15 protein-coding genes are annotated in these 21013 nt (G+C 59.8%); 3 read left to right on the top strand and 12 right to left on the bottom strand.

What is annotated here, in order from left to right; genetic code table 11:
- Positions 1-53: 53 nt before the first annotated feature.
- Positions 54-1394, top strand: coding sequence for a hemolysin family protein (locus tag P406_RS24450; RefSeq protein WP_003316097.1), 1341 nt, complete (start codon positions 54-56; stop codon positions 1392-1394).
- 171 nt (positions 1395-1565) lie between these two features.
- Here the strand turns inward: P406_RS24450 and P406_RS24445 are convergent, their stop codons facing one another.
- From P406_RS24445 to P406_RS24405, 9 genes are all read right to left on the bottom strand, one after another.
- The gene (locus P406_RS24445; protein WP_046237626.1) at positions 1566-2468 is read right to left on the bottom strand and encodes a peptidoglycan DD-metalloendopeptidase family protein; all 903 of its coding nucleotides are present in this window, start codon (positions 2466-2468) and stop codon (positions 1566-1568) included.
- Positions 2469-2627: 159 nt separating this feature from the next.
- Positions 2628-7289 carry a deaminase domain-containing protein gene (locus P406_RS24440; RefSeq protein WP_046237625.1) on the bottom strand — a complete coding sequence of 1554 codons (4662 nt, stop codon included), beginning with the start codon at positions 7287-7289 and terminating at the stop codon, positions 2628-2630.
- 176 nt (positions 7290-7465) lie between these two features.
- Positions 7466-8356, bottom strand: coding sequence for a response regulator (locus P406_RS24435; protein WP_046237624.1), 891 nt, complete (start codon positions 8354-8356; stop codon positions 7466-7468).
- Positions 8357-8560: 204 nt separating this feature from the next.
- Complete coding sequence (gene phoU / locus P406_RS24430; protein WP_003340338.1) at positions 8561-9322, bottom strand: phosphate signaling complex protein PhoU; 762 nt, start codon at positions 9320-9322, stop codon at positions 8561-8563.
- Positions 9323-9392: 70 nt separating this feature from the next.
- Positions 9393-10226 carry a phosphate ABC transporter ATP-binding protein PstB gene (gene pstB, locus P406_RS24425; RefSeq protein WP_046237623.1) on the bottom strand — a complete coding sequence of 278 codons (834 nt, stop codon included), beginning with the start codon at positions 10224-10226 and terminating at the stop codon, positions 9393-9395.
- A gap of 66 nt (positions 10227-10292) precedes the next feature.
- A complete protein-coding gene (gene pstA / locus P406_RS24420; RefSeq protein WP_174518729.1) occupies positions 10293-11909 on the bottom strand; it encodes a phosphate ABC transporter permease PstA in 1617 nt (538 codons plus the stop codon).
- 69 nt (positions 11910-11978) lie between these two features.
- Positions 11979-14264, bottom strand: coding sequence for an ABC transporter permease subunit (locus P406_RS24415; protein ID WP_046237622.1), 2286 nt, complete (start codon positions 14262-14264; stop codon positions 11979-11981).
- 143 nt (positions 14265-14407) lie between these two features.
- Positions 14408-15406: a phosphate ABC transporter substrate-binding protein PstS gene (locus P406_RS24410; protein ID WP_046237621.1), complete on the bottom strand. Its 999-nt coding sequence runs from the start codon at positions 15404-15406 to the stop codon at positions 14408-14410.
- A 166-nt stretch (positions 15407-15572) separates the two neighbouring features.
- On the bottom strand, positions 15573-16862 hold the full coding sequence (locus P406_RS24405; RefSeq protein ID WP_024663069.1) for an MFS transporter: 1290 nt from the start codon (positions 16860-16862) through the stop codon (positions 15573-15575).
- A gap of 430 nt (positions 16863-17292) precedes the next feature.
- Between P406_RS24405 and P406_RS24400 the strand changes: the two genes are divergently transcribed.
- Positions 17293-17694 carry an acyl-CoA thioesterase gene (locus P406_RS24400; RefSeq protein WP_003316086.1) on the top strand — a complete coding sequence of 134 codons (402 nt, stop codon included), beginning with the start codon at positions 17293-17295 and terminating at the stop codon, positions 17692-17694.
- Positions 17695-17784: 90 nt separating this feature from the next.
- Positions 17785-18696 carry a D-hexose-6-phosphate mutarotase gene (locus P406_RS24395; protein WP_046237620.1) on the top strand — a complete coding sequence of 304 codons (912 nt, stop codon included), beginning with the start codon at positions 17785-17787 and terminating at the stop codon, positions 18694-18696.
- A 20-nt stretch (positions 18697-18716) separates the two neighbouring features.
- On the opposite strand, the gene P406_RS24390 is transcribed toward P406_RS24395, so the two are convergent.
- The 3 genes from P406_RS24390 to P406_RS24380 all read right to left on the bottom strand — a co-directional run bounded on the left by P406_RS24390 (position 18717) and on the right by P406_RS24380 (position 21007).
- Entirely contained in the window at positions 18717-19259 is a 543-nt protein-coding gene (locus tag P406_RS24390) for a DUF3299 domain-containing protein (RefSeq protein ID WP_046237619.1), read from the bottom strand.
- An 83-nt stretch (positions 19260-19342) separates the two neighbouring features.
- Positions 19343-19588 carry a GlsB/YeaQ/YmgE family stress response membrane protein gene (locus tag P406_RS24385; protein WP_002555896.1) on the bottom strand — a complete coding sequence of 82 codons (246 nt, stop codon included), beginning with the start codon at positions 19586-19588 and terminating at the stop codon, positions 19343-19345.
- A 336-nt stretch (positions 19589-19924) separates the two neighbouring features.
- Positions 19925-21007: a 5-(carboxyamino)imidazole ribonucleotide synthase gene (locus P406_RS24380; RefSeq protein WP_046237618.1), complete on the bottom strand. Its 1083-nt coding sequence runs from the start codon at positions 21005-21007 to the stop codon at positions 19925-19927.
- Positions 21008-21013: the final 6 nt, after the last annotated feature.

Genomic DNA, 21013 nt, shown 5'->3' with positions numbered 1-21013 from the left:
CTGGCGTGACACGACCCTCTTCCTGATTAATACGGACCCTGCAAAACCCCATCATGGACCCTTCCCCTAGCTTTAACCTGTCTTCACTCTTCGCCGATTTCGGCATGATTCTTTTTGCTTTGTTCCTGGTCCTGCTCAACGGCTTTTTCGTTGCGGCAGAGTTCGCCATGGTCAAACTGCGCTCGACCAAGGTTGAAGCCATTGCCGACAAGAACGGCTGGCGCGGGCACATTCTGCGCAAGGTCCATGGCCAGCTGGACGCCTACCTTTCGGCCTGTCAGCTGGGTATCACCCTCGCCTCTCTGGGCCTGGGCTGGGTCGGTGAACCGGCCTTCGCGCACCTGCTGGAGCCATTGCTCGCAGCGGTGGGCGTGGACACTCCGGAATTGATCAAGGGCGTGTCGTTCTTTACCGCCTTCTTCATCATTTCCTATCTGCACATCGTGATCGGCGAGCTGGCCCCCAAATCCTGGGCGATCCGCAAGCCGGAGCTGCTGTCGCTGTGGACAGCGGCGCCGTTGTACTTCTTCTACTGGTTGATGTACCCGGCCATCTACCTGCTCAACGCCAGCGCCAACGCCATTCTGCGCATCGCCGGCCAGGGTGAGCCCGGCCCGCACCATGAACACAGCTACAGCCGCGACGAATTGAAACTGATCCTGCACTCCAGCCGTGGCCAGGACCCTAGCGATCAGGGCATGCGCGTGCTGGCGTCGGCGGTGGAAATGGGCGAGCTGGAAGTGGTCGACTGGGCCAACTCCCGTGAAGACATGGTGTCACTGGACTTCAATGCGCCGCTCAAGGAAATTCTTGCCTTGTTCCGCCGCCACAAATTCAGCCGTTATCCGCTGTATGACGCTGAACGTGGCGAGTTCGTCGGCCTGCTGCACATCAAGGACCTGCTGCTGGAGCTGGCAGCGCTGGACCATATTCCGGAATCGTTCAACCTCGCCGAGCTGACCCGCCCGCTGGAACGTGTTTCCCGGCACATGCCGCTGTCGCAGTTGCTCGAGCAGTTCCGCAAGGGTGGCGCGCACTTCGCCGTTGTGGAAGAAGCCGACGGCAAGATCGTGGGCTACCTGACCATGGAAGACGTGCTCGAAGTGCTGGTGGGCGACATCCAGGACGAACACCGCAAGGTGGAACGCGGCATTCTCGCCTATCAGCCGGGCAAGCTGCTGGTACGCGGAGATACGCCATTGTTCAAGATCGAGCGCCTGCTGGGCATCGACCTGGATCACATCGAAGCCGAGACTCTGGCCGGCCTGATCTACGACACGCTCAAGCGCGTGCCGGAAGAAGAGGAACAGCTGGAAGTCGAAGGCCTGCGCATCATCATCAAAAAGATGAAAGGCCCGAAAATCGTCCTGGCCAAGGTGCTGAAGCTGGACTGACCGATCAGCGCCGCCTGTTCAGGATCGAACGCAAGGTGTCCTCCCGGACGACTATCGTTCCTCACGCTCCAGCGTGGGAATGCCTTGCGTGACACTCCGCGTCACAGGTCTGAGTTGCGCCCCATGCTCAGGATAGGACGCAGGGCGTGGGAGCAATGAATGGCCCCCTGCTCAATTCCCGCCGACGGCGAAGTTGGGCAGGCTCTGCACCGGTGTGGCGAATTCATAGGGGATCGAGATCAGTTCATTGCCCGAGTTGCGCTGCACGACGAAGTGCAGATGCGGGCCGGTGCTGTTGCCGGTGTTGCCCGACCGCGCCAGCGCTGTTCCGACGCTGACCCGTTGACCTTCCCTGACACTCACCGAGCCGCGCATCAGATGCAGGTAGACGCCCATGGTGCCGTCGTCATGCAGGATGCGCACAAAGTTGCCTGACGCATTCGAGCCCCGTCCTGACTGGCTGTTTTCGATCTTCACCACCGTGCCGCCGCGCGCGGCAATGATCGGCGTTCCCTCGGGCATGGCGATGTCCATTGCATAGCGCCCCTTGACGCCGTAATGGCTGTATCTGCCATTCGGGCCCTGAGTCAGGCGAAACGGTCCACCAATCCACGGCAGCGGGTATTTGTAGGCCTGCACCGAGCCTCTGGGATCACCCAGGGTTGAACTCAGCACCGAGGCGTAGTTCATCGGCTTGCTGCCCACCTTGGGGCTCAAGACCACCACGCGCTGGTTGCTGCGCGCAGGGATCGTACGGCGCAGCGTCGCTGACGAGCCAGATACCCCCAGCACGTTGGTCACACTGGAAAGCTTGAGTTCGACTTCAACCGGAGCGTACAGATCGTTGCGCACATACAGGCTGTGTACGCCCTTTTCCCGCCTGACACTCAAGTGCACCTGGCCGTCGATACGCTCGACCATGCGGTCGCGAAACACCATGACCGAAGCGCCGGGCGTCGGCCGGTCTGAAAAGGACACCACGCCATCGGCATCGGTGAACTTATAAATCGTGACAGCCCCGGCCGACTGCACAGTCAACGTCAGGGCAAACAGGATAAGCAGGCGTTCAAGCATCGGAGAGGGTCGGGTTCAAGGGCACTGGGTGCCAAGCCTAGCAGCCTTGCAGGCAGAAGAGGATGCAAGGGTATCAATCGGACATCAATGAAGCGTCAAGGAAGGCACGCCAGAGGCCCGGTACGCGGTGTCGTATGACACCGCGCAAGGCTGACTCGGTCAGGAGGCCTGATAAGGCTTGAGGTACGTCACGGAAAAGTGCGCCTCGGGAAAGTCGAGTTTCAAGCGGGGCAAAACGAATCCGCCACAAGAGCGGCAGGTTTCCATCACGGTGAACACCTTGATATGGGTCAGTCTGGTAGACGCCATATCTTCCTTGAAGATCGTCGCAATCAGCCTTTCAGAATCGAGGTGACGCCCGAATTTCCTGACCACCAGATGATCGACGTCCCTGATGACCGGCAAACTGGTAAAACCCGGATCAGGCTGACGCCCGGCCATGCGGGCCCTTGCATCACGGTAGATCACCCCGTCGATGACCCGCTCGGTTTGCTCGGCGACATCCGGCTGCAGCTTCAGGTCCCGGGCTTTTTTGCCTCCGGAAAGCGCGTAGTAGACGATCCGCTCGCCCGACTCGGTGTAAGCCTGCAGGAAAGACAGATTGGCGCCCCTGACCTGCTTCATTATTCGTTTGGGTGCATTGGGCATCACGATAGTTTCCAGGTTCAACCTCTCCCATTTGATCGGAGAACCCTGTGTCGGCAGCAGGTGATTGAGCACTTCGACAATATGCTGCTGTTCCGGCAGGCTTCGCTGGGTGATTTTTTTGAAATCCGGAATGCTGTTCCTGGCCAGCTCAACGAATTTCTTCTGAATATCCTCGCCAGACATGATATTCGCGGCAAATCGCAGGAGATCATTCGGCTTCTGATTAGCCATGCACCACTGCACATAGTCGTCGTAATTCTTGACGGGTTCTGCCCAGGACACAAGCCATTCGTCGCGCGTGGAATCGTCCAGCAGGTCAAACAGCAGACGTGCAATATTTTCCTGGTCCTGCTCGGCATCGGGAAGCTCACGAACCAGTCGATACTGTTCGGAAACTCTGATGTACTCGTTGATCTGCGCCACATCGGTCACACGGGAAAACTTCAACTCGAGCCCACTCCCGGTGATGGCAGCCTTGTAGAAAACGCCCGTATCCGGCTCGATATAAATCCAGGGCACGCTCTCCGTATCCAGCCGGATACCGCGCAGGGTTCGGGCATCTGCGATGCCCGATGCGATAGGCCCGAGCTCGATGACAGGTATATGCACATATATCCAGAAGGCGTCTTGCAACGGGAAATTTTCCGGCAGCCCCAAAAGCCCTTTCTCCGTCAGCGCACCAGAAAACTCTGACAAGTAAACTGGCGTCTCGGGCAACGCAAAGAGCGCTCGCTCGGCTTCGGAAAGCGCTACGACCCCTTTTCCCGCAGGTGCTTGCGTCGAGGTGGAGGCGGAGGGTTCAGCGGGATCAGCCCATTTGCAGAACTTGCCTTCGTTGACGAAGACATCGATGTCCGGAATCGTGGAGTCGGCACCCAGCGACAGTCGGGCCAGGCCGAATTCGCGGGCGTCCATCGCATTGCTCGGATATTTGCCAGTGCGTGTGGGGGACGTAGACCCTTCGCTTATCGGCTCTGGCGCAGGCGTTATCAGCTTCACACCGTGGCTGCAGGGAGCCTGTATCAGGTTACGTCGAACCCGACAGACCGCTTCGGTTTCCTGCAACGAAGCGGAACGTCGAGAAAGCCTCTCGACCGCCAACGTGCGCAGCGCCGCATCGTGGGCGTGGGTGTCGAGGTGGTAGATCCGCTCATCCACGAGGATATCGAATACCCCCTCCTCCCTCTCGATGGCCTGCACCTTACAGCCTTCGACGATTCGTATCTCACAGGCCCCCTCACCGACCGGGATAACCGGCGCGATGGCCGGGTAATGCTCGGGGCCTATACGCTCCTGCGCTGAAAAAACTGAAAACTCCGTGAGATTGTTCTGCGACAGGGGCGTCAGTCTTTTCCCGAATACTGCGTCGGATCGCGGATCGCAAAGCCTGAAGTCCGGCTGTTGCGCAGTACCGACATCGCGTACAGCCACATCGCGTCTGCCATCGACCATCACGACCCTGTCCACAGACTCCACGTTCACCGGCCGTGGCGTGGCCACGCTGTCGGCGAGTCGATACATGCCTTTGTCCAGACCGAAGACGGTATCGAGCAGTGACTGAGATGAAAACACGGTGCGCAGCGACGGCACCTCCTCCAGCAGTGCAGACCAGCCACGCACGCCCAGTTTCAATCCACACCGCCCCAGGTCTCGTACGGCGAACACGGCACTCTGCTCTGCCAGGCCGCCGATCAATGTGCTGACTGCCTTGCCGGTGAGTCTGGCGACTGACTCGACACTCATTTCGCCAGCCCGCAGGATGATTCGAGCTGTCGAGCCGGCGAACTGTCCAAGCGGAATCAGCGCGAAAGCCAGATCCGTCACGCAGTCGAGGATCACGCTGCCAGACCGATCACCGCTGGCCAGGTCCTTGATGCAGCCATAAAAAGGAATGATCAGCCGCGCAGCCATGTCAGCGAACTCGCGCTCCCTGGCCCAGATTTTTTCCCATTCCGTCTCATGTAGATGCAGCGCCTTGCTTTGCTCGAGAAACCGGTCAAGCAAATGTGCTGCGGCCTTGTTCGCCAGATGTTCCAAAGCGCTTTGCTGATCGGCATCGGCCTGGAAGATCAAGTCGCCGGAGGGCACCAGCGTTCCTGGCTGCGGTCGGTGATAAGCGATCGCGGAGCGTGAAACGGTGCCGTTGAGGTAAGCGTCGCTGTCCATTGGCCATAAGGGCGTAACGCTGGCTTTTTCGATACGCCGCTGGTGAGCCTGTTTGCGGCTGAGCGCTTCGGTAATCGGAATAGTGCCCGACCACGTGACACCCTCGACCTCATAGGTGAAGGCTTGATGCACCTCACCGGCTACACCGGCTGCCGGTATCAGCTCGAAAAAACGCTCGTTCACCGAGTGACCGTGAAAGTCGCTGCGGTGGTCGCCTTGCTGGCATCGAATGAAGAGCCCCTGCGTGCCCTCTTGTGCGCCGAATCGCACCCGACTGACCTCGCAGGTCGAGTTCAACAGGGTATTTCGATGCTGCGCCTGCATTTCGGACAACAGTCGCCTGATGATGCTGGCTTGTGCACTGACCAGCGATTGCTGAAACCGATCAAAAGCACTGGCGTAGGCATCGGGAATCGTAGGCTGCCCCTCGATATACACCTCGCCCATCATCAGCAGCTCGACCACCGTCGCTTGCGGCTTGCCAGCGGCTATCAAACGATCCAGGGAGTAGGATACTGCCACCGTAAACCCGTGCGCCTGCAATATTGGCCAGTGATCGATCTTGATGCTCTGATCCCACAGCCGCTGATCGACGCCTGCTTTCTCCAGCATCTGGTGCGCCAGCTTCTTTCGGTCCGCAGGCTTTATTCCCAGCAGGCTGTTCAACTCCTCCGCATGCAACGCCTGCTGAGTATTCAGAAAAGCCAGCGCCTGACTGATCTGCCCGGCGGTTGCCTGATGTACATCGTCAGTGCCCGCCCCTTGAATAACGCCCTGCGCAGTGGCGTAGCGCAAGGCCGGGACCACCAGCGTGCGCGCCCACAAGGCATGAATCCCGGCATCGCTCGACTGAGCCAGACCCGCACTGACCCTGACCAGCTCATCATAAGGTGCGATTTGCGACAGACCTGGCGTCAGCGCCTCGACCAGCGCAACGCTGTGAATCAGCGCCACACTTTGCAACGAGCGCCCGTATTGAAGATGATCGGGGACACTCGCCACCAGAAGCTCAGGCATCACCTCGCGTAAAAACAGGTAACACAGCATGTCGAGAGTGCTGGAACGCGCCTGCGGATAGTGCGCACGAATCAACTGACGAACCCTGTCGTAAAGCTGGACATGGCTGTATTCACACACCCAGCCGCGGCGCAGGGCAACGTCCAGCGGCTCGCCATCGAGCTGCACAGTCGCCGCAACCCGATCAGCGATCACTCGCCCGGCGAGCGCCTGCATGATGCGCGGCGACGCCTGTTCTCCAGGCCGCCCTCCGTACCAGTCCATGTAACCCAGCAGCGGTGCGAAGAGCGATTTGAACTGGGCGGTCTGGCTCAAGGCAGACCAGGTGTCGTGGGGGCTGAACCGCAGATAGCTTTCCGTGGCATCAAGCTCGCACAGCAGCTCGATACCTGATTGTTGAAACAGGTAATCGAGATGCCGCACCGTGCTCCAGACCTCAAGCGCCGGGACATCCACATCAAGGCTATGAGCGCTGGGCAGCGACTTGTCCGGCTCGCTGCTTGAATGCAACACCGGCATCATCAACAAGGCGGCAAGCGCTATCAGCGACTCGAATGATAATCCTGAATGCTCGGACCTGAGACTGATCGCCAGAGAAAGCGTGCGCATGCCCGGTACCAGGGTGGCGTCGCGGATAGCGGCGTCCAGCCAGCGCGCGTTACCGGGATTGACCACATGGGCCGCGAGCCGGCGCAGATACTCGCCACGGGTAGCCAACGACATCGCCGTCGAAGGATCGACCTGCAGGTCACTGTCGGGCCATTCATTGGCGGGTATCGCCGCGAGTCTGAGCGCTACCGAGGCCTGTATGTCGGGCTTGGCCAGCCGCTCATCGAGCGAACTGAGCAGTGCGTTATCGCGGTAGTCGGCATCCGGTGTCAGCCCGACAAGGGCCTCGCAGAACAGACGCAAGGCAGAGCGCCTGGTCACGACAGATGCGGGGTGGGCAGTTGCAGTGCCTGGGGTTGATTGCAGCGGGTTGAGCGTCATTGGGGGTTTTTCCAGTAGGTATTTGCATTTTCATGCGACTGGAAAAACTAAATAGAACCCTGCGCTACCGCGAAAGAAGCACATCTGTATCGAACAGGCAGGAAACAACGTCGCTGACTGTAAGCTGCACGCCAACGCAGCGTCGGCATGCCATTCAGATCAGCGGCAGGTGGAGGTCAGGCACCCGGGATGAAGTGCTTCTGCGCCGTACCACGAGCGATCAGACGCGACAGGTAATCGAGCTTCTGCGCGTCGTGATCGACAAAGCGGAAGGTCACTTGCAGCCATTCGCTGTCGGGCTTCTGCTCGAACGCGGCGACGGAGTGCAGATAGCCGTTCAGGCGTGCAACCTCGTTGTCCTCGCCCTGCTCAAGGTCCAGCACCGCGCTGTCGAGTACCTGGGGCAGGTTTTCGCTGACGCGAATCACCAGTGTGGCGTCTTTCAGGGTGAGGGCCTTGATCACACACGACTGAGTGCCGTTGGGCAGGCGCAACTGGCCCTGGCCGCGACCGGTCGGCTCTGCCGATCTGACGGGTGCAGGAGCAGGCCTGGGGGCTGCGGCAGCGGCTGCAACAGGCCCGGCACGAACCACTTCGGCCTTGCCACCGGTCAATGCACTCAGTGAGTCATTGAGCGGCGAGTTCATGCGCGCCGGAGCTGTGGACATGACGGCGTCGAGCTTGCCGACTTTTGCCAGCGCTTTCTTGACCTTGGTCAGCAGCTGTTCATTGGTGAACGGCTTGCCGACAAAATCGGTCACACCGGCCTGAATGGCCTGCACGACGTTCTCCTTGTCGCCACGGCTGGTCACCATGATGAACGGAACGGTTCTCAGGTAATTGTCCTGCTCACGGCACCATGTCAACAGCTCCAGGCCGGACATTTCTGGCATTTCCCAGTCGCACAGAATCAGGTCGAACGCCTCTTTGCCCAGCAACGTCTGAGCCTTGCGACCATTGACCGCGTCCTCGGTATGAATCCCGGGGAAATAATTGCGCAGCCCTTTCTTGACCAAGTCGCGAATGAAAGTCGCGTCATCCACCACCAATACACTGACCTTACTCATCGACGCTCCTGCGGGCGTGTTCACCTGGAGGCGAACTGCGGTATGCCAACACGCCCTTTGTTTCGGCAAGCATAGCGTTGACTGGTAGCCAACTGCCATATTGATTGACTGCGCCGCGACATTTAATCCGCAGGCGACGGGAAATACTGATCTGCGCAACGAAAAACGCCCAGCGCGTGCTGGGCGTTTTTCTCGCAGGCAATCTTACTTATCGTCAGCGTTGCCCGGAACATTAGCGGTTTCGCTCGATATACCCTGCACTTCTTCCTTCATGCGCTTGAGGCCCATGTGCCGCACGTCGGTCCCGCGCACCAGATAGATCACCAGCTCGGAAATGTTGCGTGCATGGTCGCCGATTCGCTCCAGAGAGCGCAGCACCCAGATGACGTCCAGTACCCGGGAGATCGAGCGTGGATCTTCCATCATGTAGGTCGCCAGCTCGCGCAGAGCCGTCTTGTACTCGCGGTCGATGGTCTTGTCGTACTGCGCAACCGACAGGGCCAGCTCGGCGTCGAAACGGGCGAACGAGTCCAGCGCATCGCGCACCATGTTGCGCACCTGATCGCCGATATGACGCACTTCGACGTAGCCGCGCGGTGCCTCGCCCTCTTCGCAGAGCTTGATGGCACGGCGCGCGATCTTGGTCGCTTCGTCACCAATGCGCTCCAGGTCGATCACCGACTTGGAAATGCTGATGATCAGGCGCAGGTCGGACGCTGCAGGCTGGCGACGCGCCAGAATGCGCAGGCATTCTTCGTCGATGCTGCGCTCCATCTGATTGATCCGGTCGTCGACCTCGCGAACACGCTGGGCAAGACCGGAGTCGGCCTCGATCAGCGCCGTGACCGAATCGTTCACCTGCTTCTCGACCAGGCCACCCATTTCGAGCAAATGGCTGCGAACGTCTTCGAGTTCAGCGTTGAACTGTTGGGAAATGTGATGCGTATGGCTGTCTTTGTGGATCATGCTGGGTGTCCTTGGAACGTCCGGTTAATTGCGAAAACGCAGCGGTGGTTCAGGGCTGACGAAGCACGTACTACCCGTAACGACCGGTGATGTAGTCTTCTGTCTGTTTTTTTGCCGGGTTGGTGAACAGGGTATCCGTATCACCGAACTCGACAAGTTTGCCCATGTACATAAACGCGGTGTAGTCCGACACCCGAGCCGCCTGCTGCATGTTGTGGGTAACGATCACAATGGTGTATTTCGATTTCAGTTCGTAGATCAGTTCTTCGACTTTAAGGGTCGAAATCGGATCGAGTGCCGAACAGGGTTCGTCGAGCAGCAGGACTTCCGGCTCCACGGCGATCGTTCGGGCAATGACCAGACGCTGCTGCTGCCCCCCGGATAAACCCAATGCCGACTCATGCAGTCGATCCTTGACTTCATCCCAGAGCGCAGCGGCTTTCAGCGCCCACTCGACAGCTTCATCGAGCACGCGCTTCTTGTTGATCCCCTGAATGCGCAGCCCGTAGACCACGTTTTCATAAATTGTCTTGGGGAACGGATTGGGCTTCTGAAACACCATGCCGACGCGGCGACGCAACTCGGCGACTTCCTCGCCCTTGGTGTAGATGTTGTGCCCGTACAGGTTAATCGCGCCCTCGACCCGGCAACCATCGACCAGGTCGTTCATGCGGTTGAAGCAGCGCAACAACGTCGATTTGCCACACCCGGACGGACCGATGAACGAGGTCACCTTCTGCTTCGGGATATTCAGGGCAATGTCGAACAGCGCCTGCTTGTTGCCATAGAACAGATTCAGGCCCGGCACTTCGATGGCCACGCTCTCGTCGGCCAGATCCAGGCGTTGCTTGTGACGCCTCAGGGCCGACATGTTCATGCCACTCGTCGGGCTTTCATGCTGCATGGATTGCTCCTGTGCGAACGGTTCGCGCCAGCGAACGGCCGCGTTTGCCAAAGGGCGAATTCGGGATCAATTGTCGAGCGCCTTGTACTTTTCCCGCAAATGATTACGGATGCTCACCGCTGACAGATTGAGCAAGGCGATGACCAGTACCAGCAGCAGCGCGGTGGCATACACCAGCGGGCGTGCGGCCTCGACGTTGGGGCTCTGGAAGCCGACGTCATAAATGTGGAAACCCAAGTGCATGATCTTCTGATCGAGATGCAGATAAGGATAGTTGCCGTCCAGCGGCAGCGACGGCGCCAGCTTGACGACGCCCACCAGCATCAAAGGCGCAACCTCGCCGGCGGCACGCGCCACCGCGAGGATCAGCCCGGTCATCATCGCCGGGCTGGCCATCGGCAGTACGATTTTCCACAGCGTCTCGGCCTTGGTTGCACCCAGTGCCAGCGAACCTTCACGCAGGGTCAGCGGAATGCGCGCCAGGCCTTCTTCCGTCGCCACAATCACCACCGGCACGGCGAGCAGTGCCAGCGTCAGCGAAGCCCATAACAGGCCCGGCGTACCGAACGTCGGAGCCGGCAGCGCTTCAGGAAAGAACAGCCGATCCACCGAGCCGCCCAGCACATAGACGAAGAACCCCAGACCGAACACGCCGTAGACAATCGCAGGCACACCGGCGAGGTTGTTCACCGCGATGCGAATCAACCGGGTAACCGGACCCTGGCGCGCGTACTCACGCAGGTAGACTGCCGCCAGCACGCCAAACGGCGTGACGATCACGGCCATGATCAGGGTCATCATCACCGTGCCGAAGATCGCCGGAAAGATACCGCCTTCGGTATTGGCTTCGCGTGGGTCGGCGCTGAGAAATTCCCACAGCTTCTCGAAGTAGAAGCCAAGCTTGGTCACCGTGCCCATCGCATTGGGCTGATAGGCACGCACCACTTTGCCCAGGCTGAGTTCGATCTCTTTGCCGTTGCCATCACGCGCGGTCAGGCTGTCGCGATCAAAGGCCTGGTGCAGCCCGTCAAGACGCGCCTCGATGACCTTGTAACGCGCATCCAGCTCGGCCCGCTCGGCAGCCATGTCCGCTTGCGCGGCGGCATCCAGTCGGCCATCGAGTTCCAGCTTGCGGGCCTGAAGGCGCAGGCGCTCGATTCCGTGATTGATGGCACCAATGTCTTTCTTTTCCAGGGTATAGAGTTCGTCAGCCAGCTTTTCGACGCGCTTGATGCGCTCTTGCAGGGCCGGCCAGGCCGCGTCGCCTTCGGCCACGACCCGCCCGCCTTCCTTGACATTGACCAGGTAGCCGTAGAAATTGCCCCACTCGCGACGCTCCAGCGTCATCAGGTCTGCAGGCCGGCTCTGCCCGGTCAGCCATTCGCCTACCACCCAGTTGAAGTCACTGGGGTTGATATCGCGATTGCCGACCTTGAACAGCTCGCGGGTCATGAACTCCGGCCCTTGATCAGGCACCGGCAGGCCCGCACTTTTGAGGCGCGCACGAGGCACTTGCTCCTGCTCGACCCGCTCACCGACCAGAACGCTCGATTCCTGATTGGGGACTGCGTACTGCGCGCTCACCAGATCGGCGGGCCAGAAATGCCCAAGGCCACGCACGGCGATCACCGCCAACAGGCCGATGGTCATGATCACAGCGATGGATACGGCACCCGCACTCATCCAGACGCCGGGGGCGCCACTTTTGAACCAGTTCCTGAGGGAGTTCCGCTTCACCAACGCCTACCTTCCTTACAGCGACGAGTATTGCTTGCGCAGACGCTGACGAATCAGCTCTGCGAGGGTGTTCATCACGAAGGTGAACATCAACAGCACCAACGCCGCCAGAAACAGCACCCGATAATGGCTGCCGCCCACTTCCGACTCCGGCATCTCCACCGCGACGTTGGCCGCCAGCGTGCGCATGCCTTCAAACAGGTTCATGTCCATGATCGGCGTATTGCCGGTCGCCATCAGCACAATCATGGTTTCCCCCACGGCCCGGCCCATGCCGATCATCAAGGCAGAAAAGATGCCCGGGCTGGCGGTCAGGATCACCACCCGCGTCAGGGTCTGCCACGGCGTCGCGCCCAGTGCCAGCGAACCCAGCGTCAGGCTGCGCGGCACGCTGAACACGGCGTCTTCGGCAATCGAATAAATGTTGGGAATCACCGCGAACCCCATGGCGATGCCGACCACCAATGCGTTGCGCTGATCGTAGGTGATACCCAGGTGGTCGCGAATCCAGGTGCTCATGTCCCCTGCGAAGAACCAGCTCTCCAGGTGCGGGCTCATACTCAGCGAGAACCAGCCCACCAACAGCACGACCGGAATCAGAATCGCGCCTTCCCAACCATCGGGAATACGCAAGCGAAGTGAATCAGGCAGGCGGGTCCAGAAAAAGCCCGCCAGCAAAATGCCGATCGGCGTGAGCAGCAACAGGCTGAAGATGCCGGGCAGATGCCCTTCCAGATACGGGGCCAGAAACAATCCGGCAAAAAAGCCGAGAATCACCGTCGGCATCGCTTCCATCAATTCGATTACCGGCTTGACCTTGCGGCGCATGCCCGGGGCCATGAAATAGGCGGTATAGATCGCGGCAGCCACGGCCAGCGGCGCGGCCAGCAGCATGGCGTAGAACGCCGCTTTCAGCGTGCCGTAGGTCAACGGCGCCAGGCTCAGCTTGGGCTCGAAGTCGGAGTTGGACGCCGTGGACTGCCAGATGTACTTGGGCTCATCGTAATTCTCGTACCAGACCTTGCCCCACAGCGAACTCCAGGAGACTTCCGGGTGCGGATTGTCCAGCGTCAGCGGCAGCAGCTTGCCAGCACTTTCAATCAGAATCCGGTTGGCGCGTGGCGATAACGCCAGAATGCCGGGCCCCTCGGCGACCTTGTCGATCAGCAGGGTGCGGTGCGCGGTGCTGTGGAATACGCCCAGCTTGCCGGAAGCATCCAGAGCGATGAAGCCCTTGCGGCGCTGCTCGGCCTTGATCTGCGCGATAGGTGCGCTGCCCAGACTGAAATCACGGATGCGCATCAGGCGCTGCTCGCCGTCAGTGTCCCGCGCCATGAACCACTGGGACAGGCTGCCCTTGGAGTTGCCGATGATCAGCGAAATGCCGCCGACCAGTTGAGCGCTCGCCGTGATCTCGGCGTTGCCGTCTTCCAGCAATTTATAGCGGCCATTGAGGCTGCGATCGCGCAGGCTGAACACATCCGCCTGCGCGCGCCCGTTGATGACATACAACCATTGCTGGCGCGGGTCGATGTAGATCGCCTTGACCGCCGCGGACATCTGCGGCAACTCGACACGCGTCTGCTCGCGGGTCATCTCGCCGGTCATCATGTTTTCTTTCTGTTCAAGCGAGATGACATGCAACTGAGTGCCGGTCGACCCTGCCAGCTTCAGGCTGTCGCCATCGGAGCTGACGGTGACATGCTCGACCGCACGCCCGTCCTCATCCAGTACCAGAGGCGCTTCACCGTAGGGCCAGGCCACGCTTGGGGTGATGGTTTTCTGATCGTTCGGGTAGGTCGTCAGGTACGAGTGCCTGAACACCAGCACCTGGCCGTTGGACAAACCCAGGGCTATCAATGGCGCGCCGGGCTGATCCTTGCCGATGGACGCGACGGACACGCCAGCGGGGAGCGGCAAGGCAATGCGCTGCAGCTCTGCGCCGTCCTCGATATTGAAGAAGACCACTTCGCCCTTGTCGGAAATGCGCATGCCGATCTGGTTCTGCTCTTCGATGGTGATCATCAGCGGCGCACCAGCGTCCTGCAGCCAGGCAGCATTCAGTGCTGGCTCGGCGGTCAGGCTGGCGCCTTTGAAAAGCGGCGCAACCACATAGGCAAGGTAGAAGAAGATCAGCGTGATGGCCGCCAGCACGGCAAGGCCGCCGATGGCGACGTACCAGTGAGTGAGCCGGTCCTTCAGCGCACGGACACGACGCTTTCGCACCATCGCGGCCGTATTGAAATCAATACGCGCTGGAGGCGAGCTCAGGTCCATCGTCGATTTGAACAGCTCATTCATGCGCACACACCGTAGACGCCTTGTATGACAGAAACATTACAGCAAGGTGACGCAAGAAAGCCCGCCGCCTGCGAAACCGGCGGCGGACTGTTCAATTTGTGTGCAGGCCAGTCCATTGAGCCTCGCTCGCAACGCGTACGTGACTACTTTACCGCCACGCCGCTTGCGCCCTGCAGGCCAAGATCGGCCAGCGTCTTCTCCACGACACGGGCGGGCAGCGGGATGTAACCGTCCTTCATCACCACTTCCTGGCCCTGTCTCGACAGCACCAGCTTCACAAATTCGGCCTCCAGCGGCGCCAAGGGCTGGTTCGGCGCCTTGTTCACGTACACATAAAGGAAGCGCGACAGTGGATAACTGCCGTTCAGGGTATTGGCTTCGCTGTCTTCGACAAACTCGCCCCCTTCCTTCTTCGCCAGCGGGACCGTCCTGACGTTGGATGTCTTGTAACCGATGCCCGAATAACCGATGCCGTTAAGCGAATTGCTGATCGCGCTGACCACCGAAGCGGAGCCGGGCTGCTCGTTGACGTTGGCCTTGAAGTCGCCTTTGCACAGGGCTTCTTCCTTGAAGTAACCGTAAGTGCCCGACACCGAGTTACGACCGAACAACTGGATCGGTTTGCCTGCCAGATCGCCGGTCACGCCGACATCACCCCAGGTTTTCGCATCTGCCCTGGCGCCGCACAGGCGGGTCGCGGAAAAGATCGCGTCCACTTGCTGCAGGGTCAGGCCCTTGATCGGGTTGTCCTTGTGCACGAAAACCGCCAGGGCATCCACCGCGACCGGGATGGCGGTCGGCTTGTAGCCATGCTTCTGCTCGAAAGCCGACAGCTCGCCGTCTTTCATCTTGCGGCTCATCGGGCCCAGATTGGCCGTGCCCTCGGTCAACGCGGGTGGCGCCGTGGAGGAGCCGGCCGCTTGAATCTGGATGTTCACGCTCGGGTATTCTTTCTTGTAGGCCTCGGCCCACAGGGTCATCAGATTTGCCAGGGTATCGGAGCCGACACTGGAGAGATTGCCCGACACACCGGAGGTCTTGGTATAGGCCTTGATGGCAGGGTCGACCGCAGCCAGCGTATTGGCTGCCGTCACTCCGGCGGCAACCAAGGTCAGTGCAGTCATCAAACGCTTGAGTGTCATCCTTGCGCTCCTGGCAGGGTATGTAGGTGTCCACGAGCCTTTTTCGGCCAGTCTTATGACTACTCTATGAATTGATTATGACAATAAGATGAAAAGGCTATCGACCTGCGCAGGTAGATAGCCTTTGGCTGTAGCGGTGCCCGAGCGATTCAACAGCGGACGATAATCAGCGCTTTCGGCTCAGCAGAAACACACCGATGGCCATGCCAAGGCCGCAGAGGATCGCGACGTACCACGCAGGCCCCATCGGACTGCTCTTGAGCATGAAGGTCACGACCATCGGCGTCAGACCACCGAAGATCGCGTACGCCAGGTTGTAGGAGAACGACAGCCCCGAGAAGCGCACCACAGGCGGGAATGCCTTGACCATGACGTAAGGAACCGCGCCGATCGTACCGACGAACAGGCCCGTCACCGCATACAGCGGGAACAGCACATCCGGATGGCTGCCGAGGATGTGATAGAACGTCCAGGAACTGATCAGCAAACCTGCGCTGCCCAGCAGGAACACCCAGCCTGCGCCGAAACGATCCGCCAGTGCGCCCGCAGCGATACAGCCCACGCTCAGGAAGACAATGGCCAGGCTGTTGGCTTTCAGCGCCGTAGCAGCCGGAAAGCCATAAATGGTTTGCAGAATGGTCGGCGTCATCAGGATCACGACGATGATGCCGGCAGACAGCAACCAGGTCATCAGCATCGACAGCGCGACGGCGCCACGATGATCGCGCAGTACCGCCTTGAGCGGCACCTCCTCGGCCAGTGCCTTGCGCAGTTGCAGCTCGGCAAACACCGGCGTTTCATGCAGCAGGCGGCGCAGATACACCGACATCAGGCCGAACACGCCACCCAGCAGGAAAGGGATACGCCATGCGTAATCCGATACCTCGACCGGGGTATAGATGCTATTGATCGCCGTAGCTACCAGCGAGCCCAGCAGGATGCCCGCTGTCAGGCCGGCGGTCAGGGTGCCGCAGGCATACCCGACACGACGTGCAGGCACATGCTCGGACACGAACACCCAGGCGCCCGGCACTTCACCGCCAATGGCGGCCCCTTGAATAACGCGCATCAACAGCAGCAGAATCGGCGCCCACATGCCGATCTGCGCGTAGGTCGGCAGCAGACCCATGATCAGCGTCGGCACCGCCATCATGAAAATGCTCAGCGTGAACATTTTCTTGCGCCCCAGCAGATCGCCAAAGTGCGCCATGATAATGCCGCCCAGAGGCCTCGCCAGATAACCGGCGGCGAAAATGCCGAACGTCTGCATCATGCGCAGCCAGTCGGGCATGTCCACCGGGAAAAACAGTTTGCCGACCACCGCCGCGAAAAACACGAAAATGATGAAGTCGTAGAACTCCAGCGCACCACCCAGGGCCGACAGCGAAAGGGTTTTGTAATCGCTGCGAGTCAGAGGCCGCGCAGGCTGCGTGGAACTTGGAGGAACAGATGACATGACAAGGCTTCTCTTTGCTTGTTCTTTGAAAAGGGGCGAGCGACAGCAACGCTGGCTGCTGCGGGGTGCCGTGCAGAAGCGATTGTCGGGAGCAAAGGCGCAGATAGGCACCAAAATTGCGTGTACAGGCAGTCTTGTTACCTGTAGAGGTCCAGCAAGATAGCAAATTGCTACAAAAAACACATGGCAGAACTGCCACTGACACAAAATGAAGACCCACGGTCGTTCTATGACGCAACGCCCGATATACTCGCAAGTCGTCAACAGCCTTGGGAAGTTGTGCGAAAACGTCTGAATCAGCGGGTTTCGCAGAGTTTCCCTTTGGGCCACACCGGCGCTGAACACATAATGTTCATGCTCATGGTTTTGAATGGCACCTGTTAACCGCGACATACAATAATGAGAGTCATGGGTCAGAGGCACCCTAGGCATGATCGAGCTCGAACAAGAAGATCCAACCCCGCAAGGCGACCTTGCACTGCAAATCACCGCCCTTCCCCGCGAAACCAATGGCTTTGGCGACATCTTTGGCGGCTGGCTGGTGTCCCAGATGGACCTGGCAGGCACAGCGATGGCCAGCAAGGTCGCGGGTGGCCGTGTGGCGACCGTCGCCATCGATCGCATGGCGTTTCTGGTCCCGGTCGCGGTCGGCGAACAGCTTTCCTTCTATACCCGCACCCTGGAAGTCGGACGCACCTCGATCAAGATGATGGTCGAAGTGTGGAGCGACGACCCGCTCACCAGCGAATGGCGCAAGGTCACGGAGGCTGCGTTCGTGTTCGTCGCCATAGATGCCAGCGGCCGGACGCGCTCGGTTCCCGCGCGACGGTAATTTGTCGCTCGGTCACGGATTGGCTGCCGGTTAAACTCGTCTTGCGTGAAGCGGTCTATTTTCGTCACGGTCATTGAGTGAGAACTTTGCATGCCAACATCCCCGGTTGAACCCACCGTTGAATCCATCCTTTACGATGAGCTGAACTGCTGGCGTATTTGCCACGGCGAAGCTGAGCTGCTGGTTGCGCAACAAGGCGCACACATCCTCAGCTATCAAGTAGCCGGGCAGCCGCCGCTGGTGTGGCTGAACGAAGAGGCCGTTTTCAAACGCGGCAAACCCATTCGTGCAGGCATGCCGATCTGCTGGCCGTGGTTCGGCAATCTGGAGCGCAACCCGCAAAGCGTGCAGGCGATGCGCGACAGCAGCGAGCCTGCCAAGGCGCATGGCGAAGTGCGAGCGCTGGACTGGCAGTTGCTGGGTATTGGCGCAGATGGCGATGCACTGCTGGTGGAGTTCGTGCTTCCCGAGGCAGAAGGCCACTTGCCGGGCTGGCCGCACAACGTCGCCCTGAAACTGAGCATTCGTCTGGACCACGCACTGAATGTCAGTCTGGTCAGCTACAACTGCGGCACTGAACCTGTGGTGATCAGCCAGGCGCTGCACACCTATTTCGCCGTCAGCGATGTGCGTCAGGTCAGCGTCGAAGGGCTCGACGGCCTGCGTTACATCGAAACCCTGGCAAACTGGGAAGAGCGCGAGCAGAGCGGCGACCTGACCTTCACAGGCGAAACCGACCGCATCTACAAGGACACGCCAGGCGTGCTCAGCATTGTCGACCCGGAGTGGCAGCGACGCATCCACATCCGCAGCACGGGCTCTAACTCAGCCATTCTGTGGAGCCCGTGGATCGAGAAGACCAGCAAGTTCACCGACATGGCAGCAGACGGCTGGCAGCGCATGGTCTGCGTCGAAACCGCCAACGTGCTGGACGACGTGATCACGCTGGCACCGGACCAGATGCATGTTCTGGGTGTGAGCATCTGGAGCGAGGCGCTCTGATCAGTTATTGATCAAACCTATCAAAGGTCCGACTCAACCACCACACGGACCTTTGAGGCATCCATCGCGTACGCTGCATCGGCAAGGTCGTTACTGACCTTCTCGATTTTCAGGGTGCCTTCTACCCACAGCGGTGTGTAGAGGTCATCCAGTTTCAGCCCCTTGGGGTAGCGCACCAGCACCAGCTGGTTGGGCGGCGGTGGCGGCACATGGATGCAGGCGCCTGGGTAAGGCACGATGAAGAACAGCGTGCTGCGGCCCTTGGCGTCGGTTTCGAGAGGCACAGGGTAGCCGCCGAGACGAATCGTCTTGCCGTTCATTGCCGGGACGGTTTTGGTCGAATACATGACTGCAGGCAGACCCTTGCTCTGCTTCAGCCCACCCTTGCTGTCGAACGTGCCCATGGCTTCCGGAGAATTGTGGTCAATCTCGGGCATGGCTTCGAGGGCTTTTTGATCGGACTTGGGCATCAGCTCAAGCCAGTCGGTTTCCGGCAACTGGGCGTATGCGGGACCGCAAAGCGCGGATAACAGCAGAAGAGTCATCAACAGGAAGCGACGCATGATAAAGCTCGGCAAAGGGGTGGAAAGTTGCCGAGCATTCTAGCCCTCTGCGCACTGTAAAACAGAGGGCTGACGCATAAGCGTTATTTCTTTTTGATCATGCCGTAGATAACCAGCAGGATGATTGCACCTACCAGCGCGCCGAGGAAACCTGCACCCTCGCCTGCCTGATAGATACCCAGCGCCTGACCACCGTAAGTGGCTGCGAGCGAACCGGCGATACCCAGCACGATGGTCATGATCCAGCCCATGCTGTCGTCGCCCGGCTTCAGAAAGCGAGCCAACAGACCAACGATCAGGCCGATAAAGATGGTTCCAATGATACCCATGCCATTTCCCTCTGTATTAAGTGAATATGCCCGGGCTAATAGCAGCCCCGACCTACTGCTATCTGAGAACAGCGGCAGGGAATGGTTCCGGCGAAGTGGCCAGTTTGCTTCGGGGTGGAGAATTCTTCATGAATGACGGGGCTGAACCTACCTGAACCGAGGCCAGGCGTCTCGAACAGTGCTTCAACGCGAAACATAGGCACGACAGTTAGAAACGCTCGTTCCGCACGCTCTGCGTGGGAATGCAGTTCTCGACGCTCCGCGTCGCAAAAGGACGCGGAGTGTCCTGAAACTGCGTGCCAACACAGAGCATCGGCACCCTACCCGCTGGCCTGATCAGCCCTTGATCAGCGCCTCTACCAGCTTCACCTGACGATCCAGCGTTGCGCGGTCTACGCTGCGGATCGTGGCGTGTCCGACCTTGCGGCCAGCCTTGAACGCCTTGCCGTAGTGATGCAGGTGGCAGTCTTCGACAGCGACGACCTTGTCCACTGCCGGGACTTCACCGATGAAGTTGAGCATGGCGCTTTCGCCGACCTTGGCTGTGGAGCCCAGCGGCAGACCGGCAACCGCCCGCAGGTGGTTTTCGAACTGGCTGCACTCTGCGCCTTCGGTGGTCCAGTGACCGGAGTTGTGCACGCGCGGCGCGATCTCGTTGGCTTTCAGGCCACCGTCGACCTCAAAGAATTCGAATGCCAGCACGCCCACGTAATCCAGCTGCTTCAGGACGCGGCCGGCGTAGTCTTCGGCCAGTGCCTGCAAAGGATGATCCGTGCTGGCGAGGGACAGGCGCAGGATGCCGCTGTCATGCGTGTTGTGCACCAGCGGGTAGAACCGGGTCTCGCCATCACGCGCACGCACGGCAATCAACGACACTTCACCGGTGAACGGCACGAAGCCCTCCAGCAGGCACGGCACGCTGCCCAGTTCGGCGAATGTGTCGACCACATCGGCCGCCGAACGCAGGACTTTCTGGCCCTTGCCGTCATAACCCAGGGTGCGGGTCTTGAGCACGGCAGGCAGACCGATGCTGGCTACTGCGGCATCCAGGTCGGCCTGCGACTGGATATCGGCGAATGCCGGCGTCGGGATACCGAGGTCCTTGAACATGCTTTTTTCGAACCAGCGATCACGCGCAATGCGCAACGCTTCGGCGCTCGGATAGACCGGTACGAACTGTGACAGAAACGCCACGGTCTCGGCCGGAACGCTTTCAAACTCGAAGGTCACCAGATCGACTTCATCCGCCAACTGACGCAGATGATCCAGATCGCCGTAATCGGCACGCAGATGCTCGCCAAGTGCCGCAGCACAGGCATCCGGCGCGGGATCGAGAAAGGCGAAGTTCATGCCCAGCGGCGTACCTGCCAATGCCAACATGCGGCCCAGCTGGCCGCCACCGATTACACCGATCTTCATGGAAAA

This window comes from Pseudomonas syringae pv. coryli str. NCPPB 4273 (assembly GCF_000972175.1).
In the GTDB taxonomy this organism is placed as follows: Bacteria; Pseudomonadota; Gammaproteobacteria; order Pseudomonadales; family Pseudomonadaceae; genus Aquipseudomonas; species Aquipseudomonas syringae.
Note: the sequence above shows the minus strand (reverse complement) of the source record. Positions and strands in the feature narration are given on the sequence as shown.

Coding starts and splice junctions, on each gene's coding strand:
- P406_RS24450 (WP_003316097.1), top strand. CDS start 54: ATGGACCCTTCCCCTAGCTTTAACCTGTCTTCACTCTTCGCCGATTTC.
- P406_RS24445 (WP_046237626.1), bottom strand. CDS start 2,468: ATGCTTGAACGCCTGCTTATCCTGTTTGCCCTGACGTTGACTGTGCAG.
- P406_RS24440 (WP_046237625.1), bottom strand. CDS start 7,289: ATGACGCTCAACCCGCTGCAATCAACCCCAGGCACTGCAACTGCCCAC.
- P406_RS24435 (WP_046237624.1), bottom strand. CDS start 8,356: ATGAGTAAGGTCAGTGTATTGGTGGTGGATGACGCGACTTTCATTCGC.
- phoU (WP_003340338.1), bottom strand. CDS start 9,322: ATGATCCACAAAGACAGCCATACGCATCACATTTCCCAACAGTTCAAC.
- pstB (WP_046237623.1), bottom strand. CDS start 10,226: ATGCAGCATGAAAGCCCGACGAGTGGCATGAACATGTCGGCCCTGAGG.
- pstA (WP_174518729.1), bottom strand. CDS start 11,909: ATGAGTGCGGGTGCCGTATCCATCGCTGTGATCATGACCATCGGCCTG.
- P406_RS24415 (WP_046237622.1), bottom strand. CDS start 14,264: ATGAATGAGCTGTTCAAATCGACGATGGACCTGAGCTCGCCTCCAGCG.
- P406_RS24410 (WP_046237621.1), bottom strand. CDS start 15,406: ATGACACTCAAGCGTTTGATGACTGCACTGACCTTGGTTGCCGCCGGA.
- P406_RS24405 (WP_024663069.1), bottom strand. CDS start 16,862: ATGTCATCTGTTCCTCCAAGTTCCACGCAGCCTGCGCGGCCTCTGACT.
- P406_RS24400 (WP_003316086.1), top strand. CDS start 17,293: ATGATCGAGCTCGAACAAGAAGATCCAACCCCGCAAGGCGACCTTGCA.
- P406_RS24395 (WP_046237620.1), top strand. CDS start 17,785: ATGCCAACATCCCCGGTTGAACCCACCGTTGAATCCATCCTTTACGAT.
- P406_RS24390 (WP_046237619.1), bottom strand. CDS start 19,259: ATGCGTCGCTTCCTGTTGATGACTCTTCTGCTGTTATCCGCGCTTTGC.
- P406_RS24385 (WP_002555896.1), bottom strand. CDS start 19,588: ATGGGTATCATTGGAACCATCTTTATCGGCCTGATCGTTGGTCTGTTG.
- P406_RS24380 (WP_046237618.1), bottom strand. CDS start 21,007: ATGAAGATCGGTGTAATCGGTGGCGGCCAGCTGGGCCGCATGTTGGCA.